18 protein-coding genes are annotated in these 14,720 nt (G+C 52.0%); 6 read left to right on the top strand and 12 right to left on the bottom strand.

The window, feature by feature from the left end; translation table 11 throughout:
- Positions 1-132 precede the first annotated feature (132 nt).
- Positions 133-879, top strand: coding sequence for a ferredoxin--NADP(+) reductase (gene fpr / locus PAGR_RS00865; protein ID WP_013027699.1), 747 nt, complete (start codon positions 133-135; stop codon positions 877-879).
- On the opposite strand, the gene PAGR_RS00860 is transcribed toward fpr, so the two are convergent.
- Positions 870-1,304: a DUF805 domain-containing protein gene (locus PAGR_RS00860; RefSeq protein ID WP_013027700.1), complete on the bottom strand. Its 435-nt coding sequence runs from the start codon at positions 1,302-1,304 to the stop codon at positions 870-872. The two genes, fpr and PAGR_RS00860, sit on opposite strands and share 10 nt — an antisense overlap.
- Positions 1,305-1,401: 97 nt before the next feature.
- On the opposite strand from PAGR_RS00860, the gene PAGR_RS00855 reads away from it, so the two are divergent.
- On the top strand, positions 1,402-1,992 hold the full coding sequence (locus tag PAGR_RS00855) for a DUF1454 family protein (protein ID WP_014604764.1): 591 nt from the start codon (positions 1,402-1,404) through the stop codon (positions 1,990-1,992).
- Positions 1,993-2,112: 120 nt separating this feature from the next.
- Positions 2,113-2,880, top strand: a complete 768-nt coding sequence (tpiA, locus tag PAGR_RS00850; protein WP_014604763.1) for a triose-phosphate isomerase — start codon at positions 2,113-2,115, stop codon at positions 2,878-2,880.
- Between the two features lie 31 nt (positions 2,881-2,911).
- Here tpiA and PAGR_RS00845 read toward each other — a convergent pair whose 3' ends face one another.
- From PAGR_RS00845 to cpxP, 6 genes are all read right to left on the bottom strand, one after another.
- Entirely contained in the window at positions 2,912-3,685 is a 774-nt protein-coding gene (locus PAGR_RS00845) for a CDP-diacylglycerol diphosphatase (protein WP_041458036.1), read from the bottom strand.
- A 108-nt stretch (positions 3,686-3,793) separates the two neighbouring features.
- Entirely contained in the window at positions 3,794-4,783 is a 990-nt protein-coding gene (locus PAGR_RS00840; RefSeq protein WP_014604762.1) for a sulfate ABC transporter substrate-binding protein, read from the bottom strand.
- Between the two features lie 146 nt (positions 4,784-4,929).
- Positions 4,930-5,892 (bottom strand): 6-phosphofructokinase, encoded by a 963-nt coding sequence (gene pfkA, locus PAGR_RS00835; protein ID WP_006121288.1) that lies wholly within the window; start codon positions 5,890-5,892, stop codon positions 4,930-4,932.
- Between the two features lie 206 nt (positions 5,893-6,098).
- The gene (fieF, locus tag PAGR_RS00830) at positions 6,099-7,001 is read right to left on the bottom strand and encodes a CDF family cation-efflux transporter FieF (protein ID WP_014604761.1); all 903 of its coding nucleotides are present in this window, start codon (positions 6,999-7,001) and stop codon (positions 6,099-6,101) included.
- Between the two features lie 235 nt (positions 7,002-7,236).
- Entirely contained in the window at positions 7,237-7,401 is a 165-nt protein-coding gene (locus tag PAGR_RS00825; protein WP_013027707.1) for a KGG domain-containing protein, read from the bottom strand.
- An 836-nt stretch (positions 7,402-8,237) separates the two neighbouring features.
- Positions 8,238-8,747 (bottom strand): cell-envelope stress modulator CpxP, encoded by a 510-nt coding sequence (gene cpxP / locus PAGR_RS00820; protein WP_013027709.1) that lies wholly within the window; start codon positions 8,745-8,747, stop codon positions 8,238-8,240.
- A 148-nt stretch (positions 8,748-8,895) separates the two neighbouring features.
- Between cpxP and cpxR the strand changes: the two genes are divergently transcribed.
- Genes cpxR through trmL form a run of 3 tightly spaced genes read left to right on the top strand, consistent with a single transcriptional unit; the run spans position 8,896 to position 11,479 of the window.
- The gene (gene cpxR / locus PAGR_RS00815; protein ID WP_014604760.1) at positions 8,896-9,594 is read left to right on the top strand and encodes an envelope stress response regulator transcription factor CpxR; all 699 of its coding nucleotides are present in this window, start codon (positions 8,896-8,898) and stop codon (positions 9,592-9,594) included.
- Positions 9,591-10,970, top strand: coding sequence for an envelope stress sensor histidine kinase CpxA (gene cpxA / locus PAGR_RS00810; protein WP_013027711.1), 1,380 nt, complete (start codon positions 9,591-9,593; stop codon positions 10,968-10,970). Before cpxR ends, cpxA begins: the two co-directional genes overlap by 4 nt.
- Before the next feature lie 35 nt (positions 10,971-11,005).
- Positions 11,006-11,479, top strand: a complete 474-nt coding sequence (trmL, locus tag PAGR_RS00805; protein WP_013027712.1) for a tRNA (uridine(34)/cytosine(34)/5-carboxymethylaminomethyluridine(34)-2'-O)-methyltransferase TrmL — start codon at positions 11,006-11,008, stop codon at positions 11,477-11,479.
- Here trmL and cysE read toward each other — a convergent pair.
- From cysE to PAGR_RS00780, 5 genes are all read right to left on the bottom strand, one after another.
- A complete protein-coding gene (gene cysE, locus PAGR_RS00800; RefSeq protein WP_013027713.1) occupies positions 11,476-12,297 on the bottom strand; it encodes a serine O-acetyltransferase in 822 nt (273 codons plus the stop codon). The two genes, trmL and cysE, sit on opposite strands and share 4 nt — an antisense overlap.
- A 66-nt stretch (positions 12,298-12,363) precedes the next feature.
- Complete coding sequence (gene gpsA, locus PAGR_RS00795; protein WP_013027714.1) at positions 12,364-13,380, bottom strand: NAD(P)H-dependent glycerol-3-phosphate dehydrogenase; 1,017 nt, start codon at positions 13,378-13,380, stop codon at positions 12,364-12,366.
- Positions 13,380-13,850, bottom strand: coding sequence for a protein-export chaperone SecB (secB, locus tag PAGR_RS00790; protein WP_013027715.1), 471 nt, complete (start codon positions 13,848-13,850; stop codon positions 13,380-13,382). Before secB ends, gpsA begins: the two co-directional genes overlap by 1 nt.
- 36 nt (positions 13,851-13,886) lie before the next feature.
- Positions 13,887-14,141 (bottom strand): glutaredoxin 3, encoded by a 255-nt coding sequence (grxC, locus tag PAGR_RS00785; RefSeq protein ID WP_013027716.1) that lies wholly within the window; start codon positions 14,139-14,141, stop codon positions 13,887-13,889.
- A gap of 16 nt (positions 14,142-14,157) precedes the next feature.
- Positions 14,158-14,589 (bottom strand): rhodanese-like domain-containing protein, encoded by a 432-nt coding sequence (locus PAGR_RS00780; protein WP_013027717.1) that lies wholly within the window; start codon positions 14,587-14,589, stop codon positions 14,158-14,160.
- Between the last annotated feature and the right edge of the window lie 131 nt (positions 14,590-14,720).

Below are 14,720 nucleotides of genomic sequence, written 5' to 3'. Positions count from 1 at the left end.
ATTGCAACCATGATGTAAACTAAATATTACAGTTTGTCGATTAGAGCCTTTGCAGCCTGACGGACTGGTAATCTGCCAGTGCAGTAGAGAAGATGTTTATTCGCCAGACGATTCAACGCTGAAGGAGTAACCATGGCCGAGTGGATCAATGCTCAAGTAAAGGAAGTAAAAAACTGGACTGACGCGCTGTTTAGCTTGCGGGTTAAGGCCCCTATCGCCCCGTTTAGTGCCGGGCAGTACGCCAAGCTGGCACTGGAGATCGAAGGTGAACGAGTGCAACGTGCTTACTCTTACGTCAATGCGCCCAATGACGACCTGCTTGAGTTTTACTTAGTCACCGTACCCGACGGCAAATTGAGTCCACACTTACAGGCGCTGCGCCCCGGTGAGCAGGTCATGATTACCAAAGATGCTGCAGGCTTTTTTATTCTGGATGAAGTCCCGGAATGTCAGACCTTATGGATGCTGGCAACCGGTACGGCAGTGGGGCCTTATTTGTCCATTTTGCAGCAGGGTGAAGGCCTGGATCGCTTTAAACATATCGTACTGGTGCATGCCGCACGTTACGCAGCCGACCTCAGCTTTTTACCGCTAATGCAGCAGCTCCAGCAGATCTATAACGGCAAGCTGCAGGTGATCACGGTCGTCAGTCGTGAAGAAAGTATGGGCTCATTAACCGGACGTGTTCCGGCATTAATCGAAAGTGGTGAGCTGGAGCGGGCGGCCGGATTGACTATTGATGCAGAAACCAGCCATGTGATGGTCTGCGGCAATCCACAGATGGTACGAGATACGCAGCAGCTGTTGAAAGAGACACGCGGCATGCGCAAGCACCTGAAGCGCAAGCCCGGTCATATCACCAGCGAGAATTACTGGTAAGTCGCCCGCTTCAGACGTAAAGGCACCGGTGCGGCACCAAAGCGGTTATCGCCAGCGGTGCCACGAAACAGGCCTAAGTCCAGGATCAGTCCTGCCAGAATGATAAATGGCAGCGCGCGGCCAATAACCCACTGCAGGACAGCGCCGGTCATGCTCCAGTTACCTGCCATCAGCAACCAGGCAGCGATGAGTAACAGCGCCCAGTAACCGCGGCGATCACGATCGTGCAGGCGCTTAACCACGATGGCGCTGGCCGGCCACAATAAACACACGATGCCAAACGCAGCCATTTGCGTATCCACCAGATCGTTACCGGCTAAAAAGAACAGGACGCTGGTTAACAGCAACCAGATTGCCTGCCAGAGCCAGAAATCACGGCGCCCGACGCGACCACGAAACGAAAAAAACCATTGCTGTAATATCATGCATGCTCCCCAGACAAAATTTTACCTGCACGCTTTTGACCTTAGAGGTAAAAACCGTTCTAATTTGATTCCGAGTTTATTGGTCAGGGCCGACAAAATGAAGAATTTGCCAGGCGCACTGTTGCTGAGTCTTGCGCTGACGGTTCCGGTATTTGCTGCCGATCCGCCGCCACTCGACAAGGCCGAACATATGCCTACCGCGCCCTATCTGTTAACAGGCGCGCCCACGCTGGATATGACTATCGGCCAGTTTCGTGAAAAATATAATCTCGCGAACCCTCAACTGCCGCTGCTGGAGTATCGCGCCATTGACTCCCGCGATGAGAAAACCGATCTGACGCGGGCAGCCACCAAGATCAACGAAACGCTTTACTCCTCGACCGCGCTTGAGCCTGGCACAGGTAAAATTAAAACGCTGCAGGTCACCTGGCTTCCGGTTCCGGGCCCGGATCAAAGTGCGTCCCAGGCCAGAGCCATGGATTATATGACCGCAATATTACGTTTTTTTGTGCCGGGACTCACGCCAGAAGAAGGGCGTAAAAAGCTGGAAACATTACTTAAAGCGGGCAAAGGCTCACGATACTACGAGCACGTTGAAGGCGCACTGCGTTTTGTGGTGTCTGATAACGGGGATAAAGGATTAACCTTTGCCATTGAGCCGGTAAAACTTGCGCTGGCTGCGCCCTGATGGACGGGGCAAAAATGACGAAAAGCAAAGCCACGACGTTATTTGATCTCTATACTGTCTGGCAGACAACGTTGCCCCGGGGCAGCGCCATTTCATGTATCGCGTTATGCGGAGGATAGAATGCGACATCCACTGGTTATGGGTAACTGGAAGTTGAATGGCAGCAAGCATATGACAGCCGAACTGATCGACGGTCTGCGCAAAGAACTGTCGGGCGTTGAGGGTTGTGGCATCGCTATTGCACCGCCCGCGCTCTATCTTGATCAGGCTAAACACGCCATCTCCGGTAGCCACATCGCTCTGGGTGCTCAAAACGTTGATGTAAACCTCTCTGGCGCATTTACCGGCGAAGTGTCCGCTGAAATGCTGAAAGATATCGGCGCGAAATACATCATCATTGGTCACTCAGAACGTCGCACTTATCACAAAGAGAGTGACGAGTTCATTGCGAAAAAATATGCCGTGTTGAAAACTGCTGGCCTGGTGCCGGTTCTGTGCATCGGTGAAACTGAAGCGGAAAACGAAGCGGGCAAAACCGAAGAAGTGTGTGCACGCCAGCTTGATGCGGTGCTGACCACGCAGGGTGCAGAAGCGTTTAAAGACGCGGTCATCGCTTACGAGCCGGTATGGGCGATCGGTACCGGGAAGTCAGCCACACCTGCTCAGGCGCAGGCCGTTCACAAATTTATTCGTGACCACATTGCCAAAAAAGATGCGGCTATCGCTGAGCAAGTGATTATTCAGTACGGCGGCTCAGTTAACGATAAAAACGCTGCCGAGCTGTTTACTCAGCCGGACATCGACGGTGCCCTGGTTGGCGGCGCGTCGCTGAAAGCCGATGCGTTTGCCGTGATCGTTAAAGCTGCTGCGGCGGCTAAACAACGCTAACCGGCGATTGAGCACAGCATAAGCGGCCTCATCAGGCCGCTTTTTTTATGGGTTGCAGCAGGGCGCAGTCGTGATCCTGCACCTCCTCTGCCGATCCCTTATTCAGCAAAAGCCAGTTGCGCGCTACCGCCATCAGCACCAGACGGCCATCGGGTAAGCTTGCCAGTGCCATACCGTATTTCCCCATCGCATTCTTAGCATCAGGGACTTCAGACGCTAACCGGATAAAGACACTCTGTTGATCCAGTTCCGCCTGACTGAGCACCCGCACAATATAGTGATGGTTCAGAAAGGTAACATCCTTCCACTGCGCATTGAGAGTCGGTGCCAGTCCATCCAGTTGCTGACGGACATCAGGCCGTAAGCAGGAAATATGAATATGGAGCTGATTCTGAGTTCGGCCGTACTCGGAGTTGATCGCCAGCGACAGCACGGTGTCTTTAATGGGCGAGCCGAATTTCTGCGCCACTACGCCTCTGTCATGCCAGGCAAAGCTGAAAAAATTGGGTGTGGCTGTGCTGAGCAACCGCGGGCTTTCGATGCCGGTTATCTTATCAACGGGAATTAACAGGTATTGCAAGGGACCGTTACGGTCTTTGAGCAGTGTATAACGCTGCTGCAGATCAACTCGCAGGCAAGGCGCAGGTTGCCCGTTATTCTGCTGATTGGGTACGCACTTTTCGCTGACGATCTGCCAAAGCGCATCGGCATTGCCTTTAACATGAAGGGAAGCTATCCCCATTCCTGCCACGACAAGCACCAGCAGAAACGCAATGATGATGAAGGCCCGACGATTTGCCTGCATAGTTACCCTCTCCATACTGAACCAGTCAGCATCCTCGCCTGACAGCGCCGGAATGTCACGCATAAAAAAACCAGCGTTTCCGCTGGTTTAGATTGTGTCAGGCGATCGTTACGGCTTCATGACCTGGTCATAGGTGCCGCCATCCGCGAAGTGGGTTTTTTGTGCCTTAGCCCAACCGCCGAATTTCTCGTCCACAGTAAACAATTTTACAGGGGCAAAGGTGCTGGCAAACTTCTTCGCAACCTCAGCATTGCGCGGACGATAGTAATTCTCGGCTGCAATCGTCTGTCCCTCGGTCGAATAGAGATACTTCAGATAGGCCTCAGCCACTGGGCGCGTTCCCTTCTCATCAACCACTTTATCCACCACGGAAACCGTCGGCTCTGCCAGAATAGACTCGCTTGGAGTAACGATCTCAAACTTGTCTTTGCCCAGCTTATTCACGGCCAGGTACGCCTCATTTTCCCAGGCGATCAGAACATCACCAATGCCGCGCTCAACGAAGGTGTTGGTCGCACCGCGCGCACCGGAATCCTGCACTTCAACATTTTTAAACAGGGCTTTGACATAGCTTAGCGCTTTTGCCTTATCGCCGTTGTTGTGATCCAACGCCCAGCCCCAGGCTGCCAGGTAATTCCAGCGTGCACCACCTGAGGTTTTTGGATTAGGCGTGATGACGGAAACGCCAGGTTTGATCAGATCGTTCCAGTCATGGATCCCTTTTGGATTACCCTTGCGGACCAGGAACACAATCGTGGAAGTGTAAGGTGCCGAGTTATCCGGCAGACGCTTAATCCAGTTCTTATCGATGCGGCCACGTTCAGCAATCGCATCAATATCAGACTGCAGCGCCAGCGTCACGACGTCAGCACGAATGCCGTTTATCACTGATGTGGCCTGCTTGCCTGAGCCGCCATGCGACTGACGGATCACCACATTATCGCCCGTTTCCTGTTTATAGTGCGCACTGAAGGCCTTGTTGTACTGCTCATACAGCTCACGGGTGGGATCGTAAGAAACGTTTAACAGCTGAATATCCTTCGCCAGAACACTGCCTGATGCCAGTAACAAGCTAATACCGATGGCCCATTTATTCATTGCGCACTCTCCCAGTTCATTATGGGACAAGCGTGACATAAACTTTTTCAGAGCTAAAAGAATTAAAAATAAGCGGTTATAACTTTGGGGAATATACGGAAGGTATAAGGGCATGCCTGAAGAGCATGCCCGTTAATGCGGTGAAATCAGTAAAGCTGCTTCGCGGTATCCATCCAGTCACGCTTGAATGGACGCTTCATGTTCTCGATCGCATCAATGATGTCATGGTGCACCATTTTGTCGTTCTGAATACCCACACAGCGGCCACCGTAGCCCTGCATGAGCAGTTCAATGGAATACGCGCCCATGCGGGATGCAAGAATACGATCATATGCGCACGGCGCACCGCCACGCTGAATGTGGCCAAGTACCGTCGCGCGCGTTTCGCGCTTCGTTTCGGTCTCGATAAACCGCGCCAGATCGTCGATATCACAGATATGTTCAGTGATAGCAACAATCGCATGCTTTTTACCTTTCGCGATGCCGGCCTTAATTTCTGCCACCAGCTCTTCACGGGTATAGGGAATTTCTGGCAACACGATAAACTCGCATCCACCAGCGATAGCGGCAGCCAGGGTCAAATCGCCACAGTAACGGCCCATCACTTCAACGATGGAGATGCGCTGGTGTGATGAAGAGGTATCACGCAGGCGGTCAATCGCCTCCACCACCGTTTCCAGTGCAGTAAAGTAGCCAATGGTGTAATCGGTGCCGGCAACATCGTTATCGATCGTGCCTGGCAGGCCGATACAGGGGAACCCCATCTCGGTCAGTCGCTTGGCGCCCATATAGGAACCGTCCCCGCCAATCACGACTAACGCATCAATACCGCGCTTTTTCAGGTTTTCAATGGCCACCTGACGGACATCATCGTTACGAAACTCAGGAAAACGCGCTGAACCCAAAAAAGTGCCGCCGCGATTGATCATGTCAGATACGCTGTAACGATCGAGATTGATCATGCGGTCTTCGTACAAACCCTGATAGCCGTCATAGATACCAAAAACTTCCAGCCCTTCACTTAACGCGGAGCGAACCACGCCGCGAATGGCTGCGTTCATGCCTGGGGCGTCACCGCCGCTGGTCAGTACACCAATTTTTTTGATCATGACAACCTCTGGATTGTTCGAAGCTAAGGGTTAATCCGGCCTGTTCAACGCTGATAAACACGATTGTGATGAGCGCAACATATAATGGCAGATAGTATATCAAAGGCCTGCGGCTGAATTGATTCAGGTCAGACAACTTTTCACTAATTTTTTGCAGCAATGTTAAAAACGTGCCGTTTCCATTTTATTAACTTAATTCATCTAAGTTAAAAGTTAAAAGAATCCTGCTTTTCAAACGGTACCACAGAACAGGGATCCTGATGAATAATGACGTCAGAACCGGGAAACGCTTTTCGCAGCGCTTTCTCTACCTGATCGGCAATACGATGAGCCTGGACGAGTGGTAACTGATCTTCGAGCTCAACGTGAAGCTGGATAAACTTTGTCGGGCCGGACTGACGCGTACGCACATCGTGTACGCCCTGTACACCCGGCCAGTTGAGGGAAATCGCAATTATTTGTTGCCGCTCTTCATCGGGTAATGCTCTGTCCAGTAAAGACTGAACGGCTTCATGGCCCATCCGCAGCGCACTAAAAAGAATATAGACGCCAATCCCTAACGCAAACAGTGCATCAGCGCGCGTGAAACCGTAGCTGCTTAATATCAGCGCCACCAGGATAGCTCCGTTCATAAACACATCTGACTGATAGTGCAGCATATCTGCACGAATGGCCTGACTCCGGGTTTTACGCACGACCCAGCGCTGGAAGGTGACCAGTACTAATGTCGAAACCAGCGCTACGACGGTGACAACAATTCCGATGCCCGGCGAGCGCAGTTCGTTAGGGGAAGCGAGATGTTGAATACCCGTAAGAAAGAGGAAAAGGGCTGAACCCGAAATGAACATGCTTTGGGCCAGCGCGGCCAGCGACTCCGCTTTACCATGCCCAAATGTATGATCGTCATCGGCGGGCTGTAAGGAATAACGCACCACCAGCAGGTTGGTCAGCGAGGCGGCAATATCCACCAGGGAATCGACCAGCGCGGCCAGCAGGCTAACCGATCCGGTGTACCACCAGGCAAAAATCTTCACAACCAACAAGACGGAAGCCAGCAGCGTCGCCGCGACTGCCGCAGACTGGATTAACTTTCCGTACGAAGCCTGCATGCCAAACTCCATAGACATATTACTGAAACGTAACGCAGTATGAGAGAAAGGCTAAGTTTAACACTACAGAAGGCGTCGCGCCTGACTGTCTGAACGGCGAAGAAGCAGGATGAAATGGCATTTCTGAAGGGATAAAAAAGTACTTCGCCCCGTCCTCATAGAGAGACGGGGCGAATTGCCTACCTTGGGTAAGCGCCAAATCAACGTGCAGATTTGGTTCAGTGCTTAGCAGCCGTTACTTTTTGCCGCCTTTCTTGCCCGCTTCGGAGGCTTTTTCGGGGTTATTTTTAAAATTACCACCGCCGCCAGTGCCGCTGCTCTTACCGCCTTTTTTACCGGCTTCAGACGCTTTTTGCGGGTTGTCTGCGAAATTACCTGAACCACCACGATGCTCTGCCATAATTTACTCCGTTAATAGGTTAATTCGGACTACATGATGTGGTTGCTGCTCTCCGTTAATTTCGTAAGTACATCGGCTTCCATGCTGAGACAACTTAAGTGTAGAACTGCGCAATTAGCGTGCAAGCGGAGCGGGATATTTGCAGCTGATTGAAATATAAATAAAAACAAAGCAGGAAGTTAAATAAGTTTTACTTATCATGTATTTAAAAGATGAAAGAAAAGTGAAATATCTTCGATGGTAAAACGCGCAAGAAAAACAGCCCCCTGAAAAACAGGAATAAAACCAACGGTGTTTTCTATTTTTTTAACTACCGGATAAATTGTAAATTCATCGTAAATGATAAATCGCAGAAAAAAACATCATGAGATGAAAAGGGATCTTTGGTTCAAAGTGAGCCCGGAACAATTCTGCAAATTAATGAAACTGGCGAAGCCAGATATACCCAGGCATCAAGCTATGCATATCTTGCGGCATACGTTCAGTCGTTGGTCATGATAGACGGCAGAAATCTCATATCGGTACAGGCGATTTTAGGCCATGCGAGGATTGAGCAAACGGCAGCTTATGCCCATTTTGCACCTAACGATTTGAGGGATGCGATTACGCGTAATCCGCTTGAAGGTGGCCTCAATGTGTAGCTAATGTTGTCTACATATTGTCTACATATTGTCTACACCAGCGGCGCTTATACCTGTCTGCAAATGCTTAGCGTGTTTTTAGGCACGCACTGATTTTAAAGGATTTTTGGATAAGTACCTGATAAAAAAAACCCCCTCATCATGAGGGGGAAGACAGGGATGTGTCTATGGCAAGGAAAACAGGGATACTATTTACTACTGGTTACTACTGGTACGACTCACGGGTTGCAGCGATGATGCTGGCTGCAGATTCGAAAGCTTGCGTAATGAATTTATACGCCGCTCATAATTCTTTTGTAACGCGGCCTGCTGCTCCGGCGTTAACAGGTGGTACATCTGATTACGAACGCGCGCCATCTCAACCTGCTGCTCTACCTGAACTCTGGCAATGGCTTCTGCCTTACTGCGGATGGCCGCTTCGTTAAAATTATCTGCAGTCACTAAATCATGCATGGCTGCGATATCATCAATATTCGTTGCCGGACGATCGTGTCGGGCTTGCTGCATAAGGTCACGCATCTGCTGCCGTTGATGTTCCGTCAACTCAATGCCGTCGAACATGTGACTTTGCGAATTTTGCGTCATACTGCCTGTCGTAAATTCGCCGTGATGCACATCATCAGGCGCCATCGGCTCTGCTGCTCTTGCGCTGGCGTTACAGAGAACCATCGCTGAGGCAATAACGACGGCGGTTAATTTGCGCATCGTTTACTCCAGTTCGTTCTGTTTTGCGATTCAACGATAGCCAGTGTACGGCGATAGCTGCAAACATCCGTCAGGGGGTGTAAAAGTACGTAAATCGATGGATTGGTATCATGGGAACACGCTATTTTGCCTGCGGAGGGCTACAAAAATGAATAAAATCCTGTTGGTAGATGATGACCGCGAATTAACTTCGCTTTTGAAAGAGCTGTTGGAAATGGAAGGGTTTGAAGTCGTGGTCGCCAGCGATGGTGAACAAGCGTTGAACCTGCTTGATAACTCAATTGATCTGCTTTTACTGGATGTCATGATGCCGAAGAAAAACGGTATCGACACCCTGAAAGAATTACGCCAGCAATATCAGACGCCCGTCATTATGCTTACCGCACGCGGAAGCGAACTGGATCGCGTGCTGGGCCTTGAACTGGGTGCCGATGACTATCTGCCTAAACCCTTTAACGATCGTGAGCTGGTCGCGCGTATTCGCGCTATCCTGCGCCGTTCAAACTGGAGTGAACAGCAGCAACAGCACGATAACAGTTCACCCACGCTGGAAGTTGACTGCCTGCGCCTGAATCCGGGCCGTCAGGAAGCCAGTTTCGACAGCGAGACGCTGGATCTCACCGGAACGGAATTCACCCTGCTTTATCTTCTGGCACAGCATCTTGGGCAGGTTGTCTCTCGCGAGCACCTTAGCCAGGAAGTGCTGGGCAAACGCCTTACGCCTTTTGACCGCGCCATTGACATGCACATCTCTAACCTGCGCCGTAAGCTCCCTGACCGCCGTGACGGACATCCGTGGTTTAAGACATTACGTGGCCGCGGCTATCTGATGGTTTCTGCATCATGATAGGAAGTTTGACTACCCGCATCTTTGCTATTTTCTGGCTGACGCTGGCACTGGTATTGATGCTGGTGCTCATGGTACCCAAGCTTGATTCACGTCAGATGACGTCGCTGATGGAGAGTGAGCAGCGTCAGGGGACGATGATAGAGCAGCATGTTGAAGCGGAGTTAATGCGCGATCCCCCTAACGATTTGATGTGGTGGCGGCGCTTATTTCGCGCGATTGAGAAATGGGCACCGCCCGGTCAGCGCTTGCTGTTAGTCACCAGCGAAGGCCGGGTTATTGGCGCGCAACATAATGAAATGCAGGTTATCCGTAACTTCATCGGTCAGTCAGACAATGCCGATCATCCACAGAAGAAAAAGTATGGTCGCGTCGAAATGGTGGGCCCTTTCGCCGTTCGGGATGGGGAGGATAACTATCAGCTTTACCTGATTCGGCCTGCCAGCAGTTCTCAACTGGACTTTATCAACCTGCTGTTTGACCGGCCTTTGCTACTGCTTATCGTTACCATGCTGATTAGCTCACCGCTTCTGCTCTGGCTGGCGTGGAGCCTGGCGCGTCCTGCACGTAAACTCAAATACGCTGCGGATGAAGTGGCCAGCGGCAACCTGCGTCAACATCCTGAACTGGAATCGGGCCCGCAGGAGTTTCTGGCCGCCGGTTCCAGCTTCAATCAAATGGTGAGTGCGCTGGAGCGCATGATGAACGGTCAGCAACGTCTGCTTTCCGATATCAGCCACGAATTGCGTACGCCGCTGACGAGACTTCAGCTGGCTACCGCCCTGCTGCGTCGCCGTCAGGGTGAAGGCAAAGAGCTGGAGCGCATTGAGATGGAAGCTCAGCGGCTTGACGGCATGATTAATGACCTGTTGGTGCTGTCGAGAACCCAGCATAAGAACGCGCTGGTTAGCGAAGCCATGAAGGCAAACCAGCTCTGGAATGACGTGCTGGAAGACGCCAGGTTTGAAGCGGAACAAATGGGCAAGACGCTGGAGATTCCTTATCCTCCAGGCCCCTGGCCGCTATACGGCAACCCACATGCGCTGGAAAGCGCGCTGGAGAACATCGTCCGTAATGCGTTGCGCTACTCGCACACGCATATCAGCGTCAGTTTTTCCGTGGATATCTCGGGTATTACCGTGCACGTTGATGATGACGGTCCTGGCGTCAGCCCGGAGGATCGCGAGCAGATATTTCGTCCTTTCTACCGCACTGATGAAGCGCGAGACAGGGAATCCGGCGGTACTGGCCTCGGGCTGGCGATTGTGGAAACGGCAATACAGCAACATCGCGGGTGGGTCAAAGCGGATGACAGCCCGCTGGGTGGACTGCGCCTCACTATCTGGCTGCCACTTTACTCCTCTGCAAGGCAATAATTTGCTATGCTTCGGCCCTCGTTATCGGGGGCCTTATGCTTAACATCGTATTATTTGAACCAGAAATCCCACCTAACACCGGCAATATTATTCGCCTGTGCGCCAATACCGGTTTTCAGCTCCACCTGATTGAGCCACTGGGCTTTGCCTGGGACGATAAGCGCCTGCGTCGCGCCGGGTTGGACTATCACGAATTTACCGCGATCAAATTTCATGCTGACTATCAGGCTTTCATCGCTACCGAGCAGCCTGAGCGCCTGTTTGCGCTGACCACCAAAGGCACGCCCGCACACAGTGCGGTCAACTATCAGTCTGGGGATTATTTGCTGTTTGGACCGGAAAGCCGCGGGTTACCCGCAGAGATATTACAGGCTCTGCCCGCAGCGCAAAAAATCCGCATTCCGATGATGGCGGAAAGCCGTAGCATGAACCTGTCCAACGCGGTATCGGTAGTGGTTTACGAAGCGTGGCGCCAACTCGACTATGCTGGCGCACTGATTAAATCTTAAATACCATCGCCAAACTGGAAGCCTGCACCGTTACCGTTAAAGTGTTGATCCATATCCATTGACGGCTTTTCACTGCCGGGCTTGCCGACGATGCGCGCAGGAACCCCGGCGGCGGTGGTATGTGGAGGGATAGATTGCAACACCACGGAGCCGGCACCAATCTTGGCACCACGGCCTACCTCGATATTACCGAGGATTTTCGCACCCGCGCCAATCATCACCCCTTCACGAATTTTCGGATGGCGGTCGCCGCTGGTTTTTCCGGTGCCGCCAAGCGTTACTGACTGCAGGATTGATACATCATTTTCCACAACGGCGGTTTCACCGATCACAATCCCGGTAGCATGATCCAGCATGATCCCATGACCAATTTTGGCAGCCGGATGAATATCAACCGCAAAGGAGACTGAGACTTCGTTTTGCAGATAAACGGCCAGAGCGCGTCGGCCTTCATTCCACAGCCAGTGCCCGATACGATGCGCCTGAAGCGCATGAAAGCCTTTCAGATAAAGCAGCGGCGTGGAGTATTTATCAACCGCAGGATCGCGCAGGCGAACCGCCTGAATATCACAAGCTGCAGACGCAATCATTGAGGGATCTTCACGGTATGCTTCTTCTACCACTTCACGAATAGCGATAGCAGGCATGATCGGATTCGCCAGCTTATTGGCCAGCATATAGCTAAGAGCACTGCCAAGATTCTCATGCTTAAGCAATGTCGCATGGTAAAAGCTGGCCAGCATCGGCTCGCAGTCTGCCAGCGCGCGTGCTTCCGCCTTGATATTGTCCCAGACCAGTTCTAACTCATCAGACGACATGCTGTTTTCTCCCGATAAAAAAGCGCCTTGATCGGCGCTGCAGGTGATGATGCCTGGCTTCCTGCTTTAGTTTGTACTGTTTTCGTCCTTCCTCGAACGCCCCAGCAGGCTTAATGCTGCATCTCGTGCCGGTTTTCCGCAATAGAGCACCTGATAAATCTGCTCCGTAATGGGCATTTCAACCCCGACACGTGCAGCCAGCGCTTTGACTTCTTTCGTATTTCTGTAACCTTCTACAACTTGTCCGATAATGCGTTGTGCGCCATCGACCTCTTCACCCTGCCCCAACATCATGCCAAAGCGGCGGTTACGCGACTGATTATCGGTACAGGTCAGCACCAGATCGCCCAGGCCTGCCATCCCCATAAACGTCGTGGGATCGGCACCCAACGCTGCGCCAAGACGGCTCATCTCTGCCAGTCCACGGGTGATTAATGCCGTTCGTGCATTCGCGCCAAATCCGATACCGTCCGATATCCCAGCACCAATCGCGATCACATTTTTAACCGCGCCACCCAGCTGAACCCCGATAAAATCGGGATTGTTATACACGCGGAAACTTTTGCCGCAGTGCAACCGCGTTTGCAAATCATCCGCAAACTGCGTATCGGTTGCCGCCAGCGCAATCGCCGTAGGTAAACCCGCGGCCAGTTCTTTCGCGAAGGTTGGGCCAGATATCACCGCCAGCGGAATGGCCTCACCCAGGATTTCCCGGGCGACGTCCTGCAGCAAACGACCGGTTTCTTTTTCCAGCCCTTTCGTCGCCCAGACGATACGCGAGTCCTCACGTAAGCCAGGTTTGATCTGCGTCAGCACTTCGCCAAAGACGTGGCTGGGTACGACCACCAGTAGATCGCGGCTGGCCGCAATGGCCCTGGCGAGATCGGGTTCAATCGTCAGATTATCGGGAAAGGGAACATCAGGCAGGAAAGCGAGATTGCAGCGGTCTGACTGCAGCTGTGCCATGTGGGCGGGATTATGGCCCCACAACAACACGGGATGGCCATTACGGGCCAGCGTAATCGCCAAAGCGGTGCCGTACGAACCGGCACCGATGACGCTAATCGAAGCGTGAGTAGTCATCAGGCATCCTGATGTTGCGCGGCACCTTCTTCGCCTTGCTGCTGCTGCAGATAGTTCATAAACAGCGCATCAAAGTTCACCGGCGCGAGGTTAAGCTGCGGGAACGTACCACGAGAAACCAGACTGGTGATGCATTCACGGGCATAAGGGAACAGAATATTCGGGCAGTAAGCGCCCAGGCAATGCGCCATCTGAGTGCCGTCGATACCGCCGATGGTGAAAATGCCCGCCTGCTGCACTTCACACAGGAAAGCGGTATCTTCGCCAACGGTCGCGGTTACAGTCACACGCAGCACCACTTCATACACTTCATCAGCCAGCTGCGAAGAAGCCGTGTCCAGATCCAGCTTAACGTCTGGTTCCCACTCTTTCTGAAACACTTGTGGCGCGTTCGGCGCTTCAAAAGAAATGTCTTTCGTGTAAACGCGCTGAATCTGAAATTGCATTTCGTTGGTGTTATGTTCTGACATGTGACTAAGTCCTGTAAGTTAATATGTCTGGCGTAATTACGCCTGAAGTAACGGATCTAAACCTGCACGATCGTTGAGCGCCATCAGATCGTCGCAGCCGCCAATATGCTGACCGTCGATAAAGATCTGCGGCACGGTAGTCCGGCCACTGCGCTTAATCATCTCTTCGCGTTTTGCCATGTCCCCATCAATGGGAATCTCCTGAAACGCCACGCCTTTTTGACTCAGCAGCGCTTTTGCCCGGTGGCAATAAGGACAGGTTGCTTTGATGTAAATTTCAACATTTGCCATAGGGACCTCAGGATGATTATTTACCGCGAACCAACGGCAGATTTTCGCCGCTCCAACCACTGATACCGTCTTTCAGAACGGCAACCTGGGTAAATCCAGCCGCGCTCAGATGGGCAGCAGGATCTGCCGCGCTTTGTCCGGTTGCGCATACAACAATTATGGGCTGTGCTTTATGCTTTTCCAACTCGCCTAAACTGCCTTTCTTGATATCTGCTGCAGCCACATTTATCGCGCCCGAAATGTGCCCCTTGCGGTAATCATCACGCGAACGCACGTCTACCACTACCGCGTCCTCTTTGTTAATGAGTCGGGTTGCTTCGCCTCGACTGATAGTTTTTACTTTAGAGAACATTCCTTTAACGGTAGTCACAATCACCAGTACGAGTAAGACGACCCATGCCAGACTCAGGATGGGGTGATTGCTTGCAAACTGCATAATTTCTTGCATGAGGGGTAACGACTCCAGACCGGGCTAATAAGCTAAAACAAGGCTTCTGAGTATACCTGCGCCACTTCGCATGTACAGACGCTAAGCGGACAGAGTGACGATTTGTGCGTCATTTTCCAAAAAAATTGGCT

This window comes from Pantoea ananatis PA13, from assembly GCF_000233595.1.
Classification (GTDB): Bacteria; Pseudomonadota; Gammaproteobacteria; order Enterobacterales; family Enterobacteriaceae; genus Pantoea; species Pantoea ananatis.
The sequence above is the reverse complement of the archived record's forward strand: the minus strand, read 5'-3'. Positions and strand labels throughout refer to the sequence as shown.

What these genes read in the sequence shown, in the direction of transcription:
- gpsA (WP_013027714.1), bottom strand. Translation starts at nt 13,380, where the DNA reads ATGACTACTCACGCTTCGATTAGCGTCATCGGTGCCGGTTCGTACGGC.
- grxC (WP_013027716.1), bottom strand. Translation starts at nt 14,141, where the DNA reads ATGGCAAATGTTGAAATTTACATCAAAGCAACCTGTCCTTATTGCCAC.
- pfkA (WP_006121288.1), bottom strand. Translation starts at nt 5,892, where the DNA reads ATGATCAAAAAAATTGGTGTACTGACCAGCGGCGGTGACGCCCCAGGC.
- PAGR_RS00825 (WP_013027707.1), bottom strand. Translation starts at nt 7,401, where the DNA reads ATGGCAGAGCATCGTGGTGGTTCAGGTAATTTCGCAGACAACCCGCAA.
- trmL (WP_013027712.1), top strand. Translation starts at nt 11,006, where the DNA reads ATGCTTAACATCGTATTATTTGAACCAGAAATCCCACCTAACACCGGC.
- cpxP (WP_013027709.1), bottom strand. Translation starts at nt 8,747, where the DNA reads ATGCGCAAATTAACCGCCGTCGTTATTGCCTCAGCGATGGTTCTCTGT.
- tpiA (WP_014604763.1), top strand. Translation starts at nt 2,113, where the DNA reads ATGCGACATCCACTGGTTATGGGTAACTGGAAGTTGAATGGCAGCAAG.
- secB (WP_013027715.1), bottom strand. Translation starts at nt 13,850, where the DNA reads ATGTCAGAACATAACACCAACGAAATGCAATTTCAGATTCAGCGCGTT.
- cysE (WP_013027713.1), bottom strand. Translation starts at nt 12,297, where the DNA reads ATGTCGTCTGATGAGTTAGAACTGGTCTGGGACAATATCAAGGCGGAA.
- PAGR_RS00860 (WP_013027700.1), bottom strand. Translation starts at nt 1,304, where the DNA reads ATGATATTACAGCAATGGTTTTTTTCGTTTCGTGGTCGCGTCGGGCGC.
- fpr (WP_013027699.1), top strand. Translation starts at nt 133, where the DNA reads ATGGCCGAGTGGATCAATGCTCAAGTAAAGGAAGTAAAAAACTGGACT.
- PAGR_RS00780 (WP_013027717.1), bottom strand. Translation starts at nt 14,589, where the DNA reads ATGCAAGAAATTATGCAGTTTGCAAGCAATCACCCCATCCTGAGTCTG.
- PAGR_RS00855 (WP_014604764.1), top strand. Translation starts at nt 1,402, where the DNA reads ATGAAGAATTTGCCAGGCGCACTGTTGCTGAGTCTTGCGCTGACGGTT.
- PAGR_RS00845 (WP_041458036.1), bottom strand. Translation starts at nt 3,685, where the DNA reads ATGCAGGCAAATCGTCGGGCCTTCATCATCATTGCGTTTCTGCTGGTG.
- fieF (WP_014604761.1), bottom strand. Translation starts at nt 7,001, where the DNA reads ATGCAGGCTTCGTACGGAAAGTTAATCCAGTCTGCGGCAGTCGCGGCG.
- cpxR (WP_014604760.1), top strand. Translation starts at nt 8,896, where the DNA reads ATGAATAAAATCCTGTTGGTAGATGATGACCGCGAATTAACTTCGCTT.
- PAGR_RS00840 (WP_014604762.1), bottom strand. Translation starts at nt 4,783, where the DNA reads ATGAATAAATGGGCCATCGGTATTAGCTTGTTACTGGCATCAGGCAGT.
- cpxA (WP_013027711.1), top strand. Translation starts at nt 9,591, where the DNA reads ATGATAGGAAGTTTGACTACCCGCATCTTTGCTATTTTCTGGCTGACG.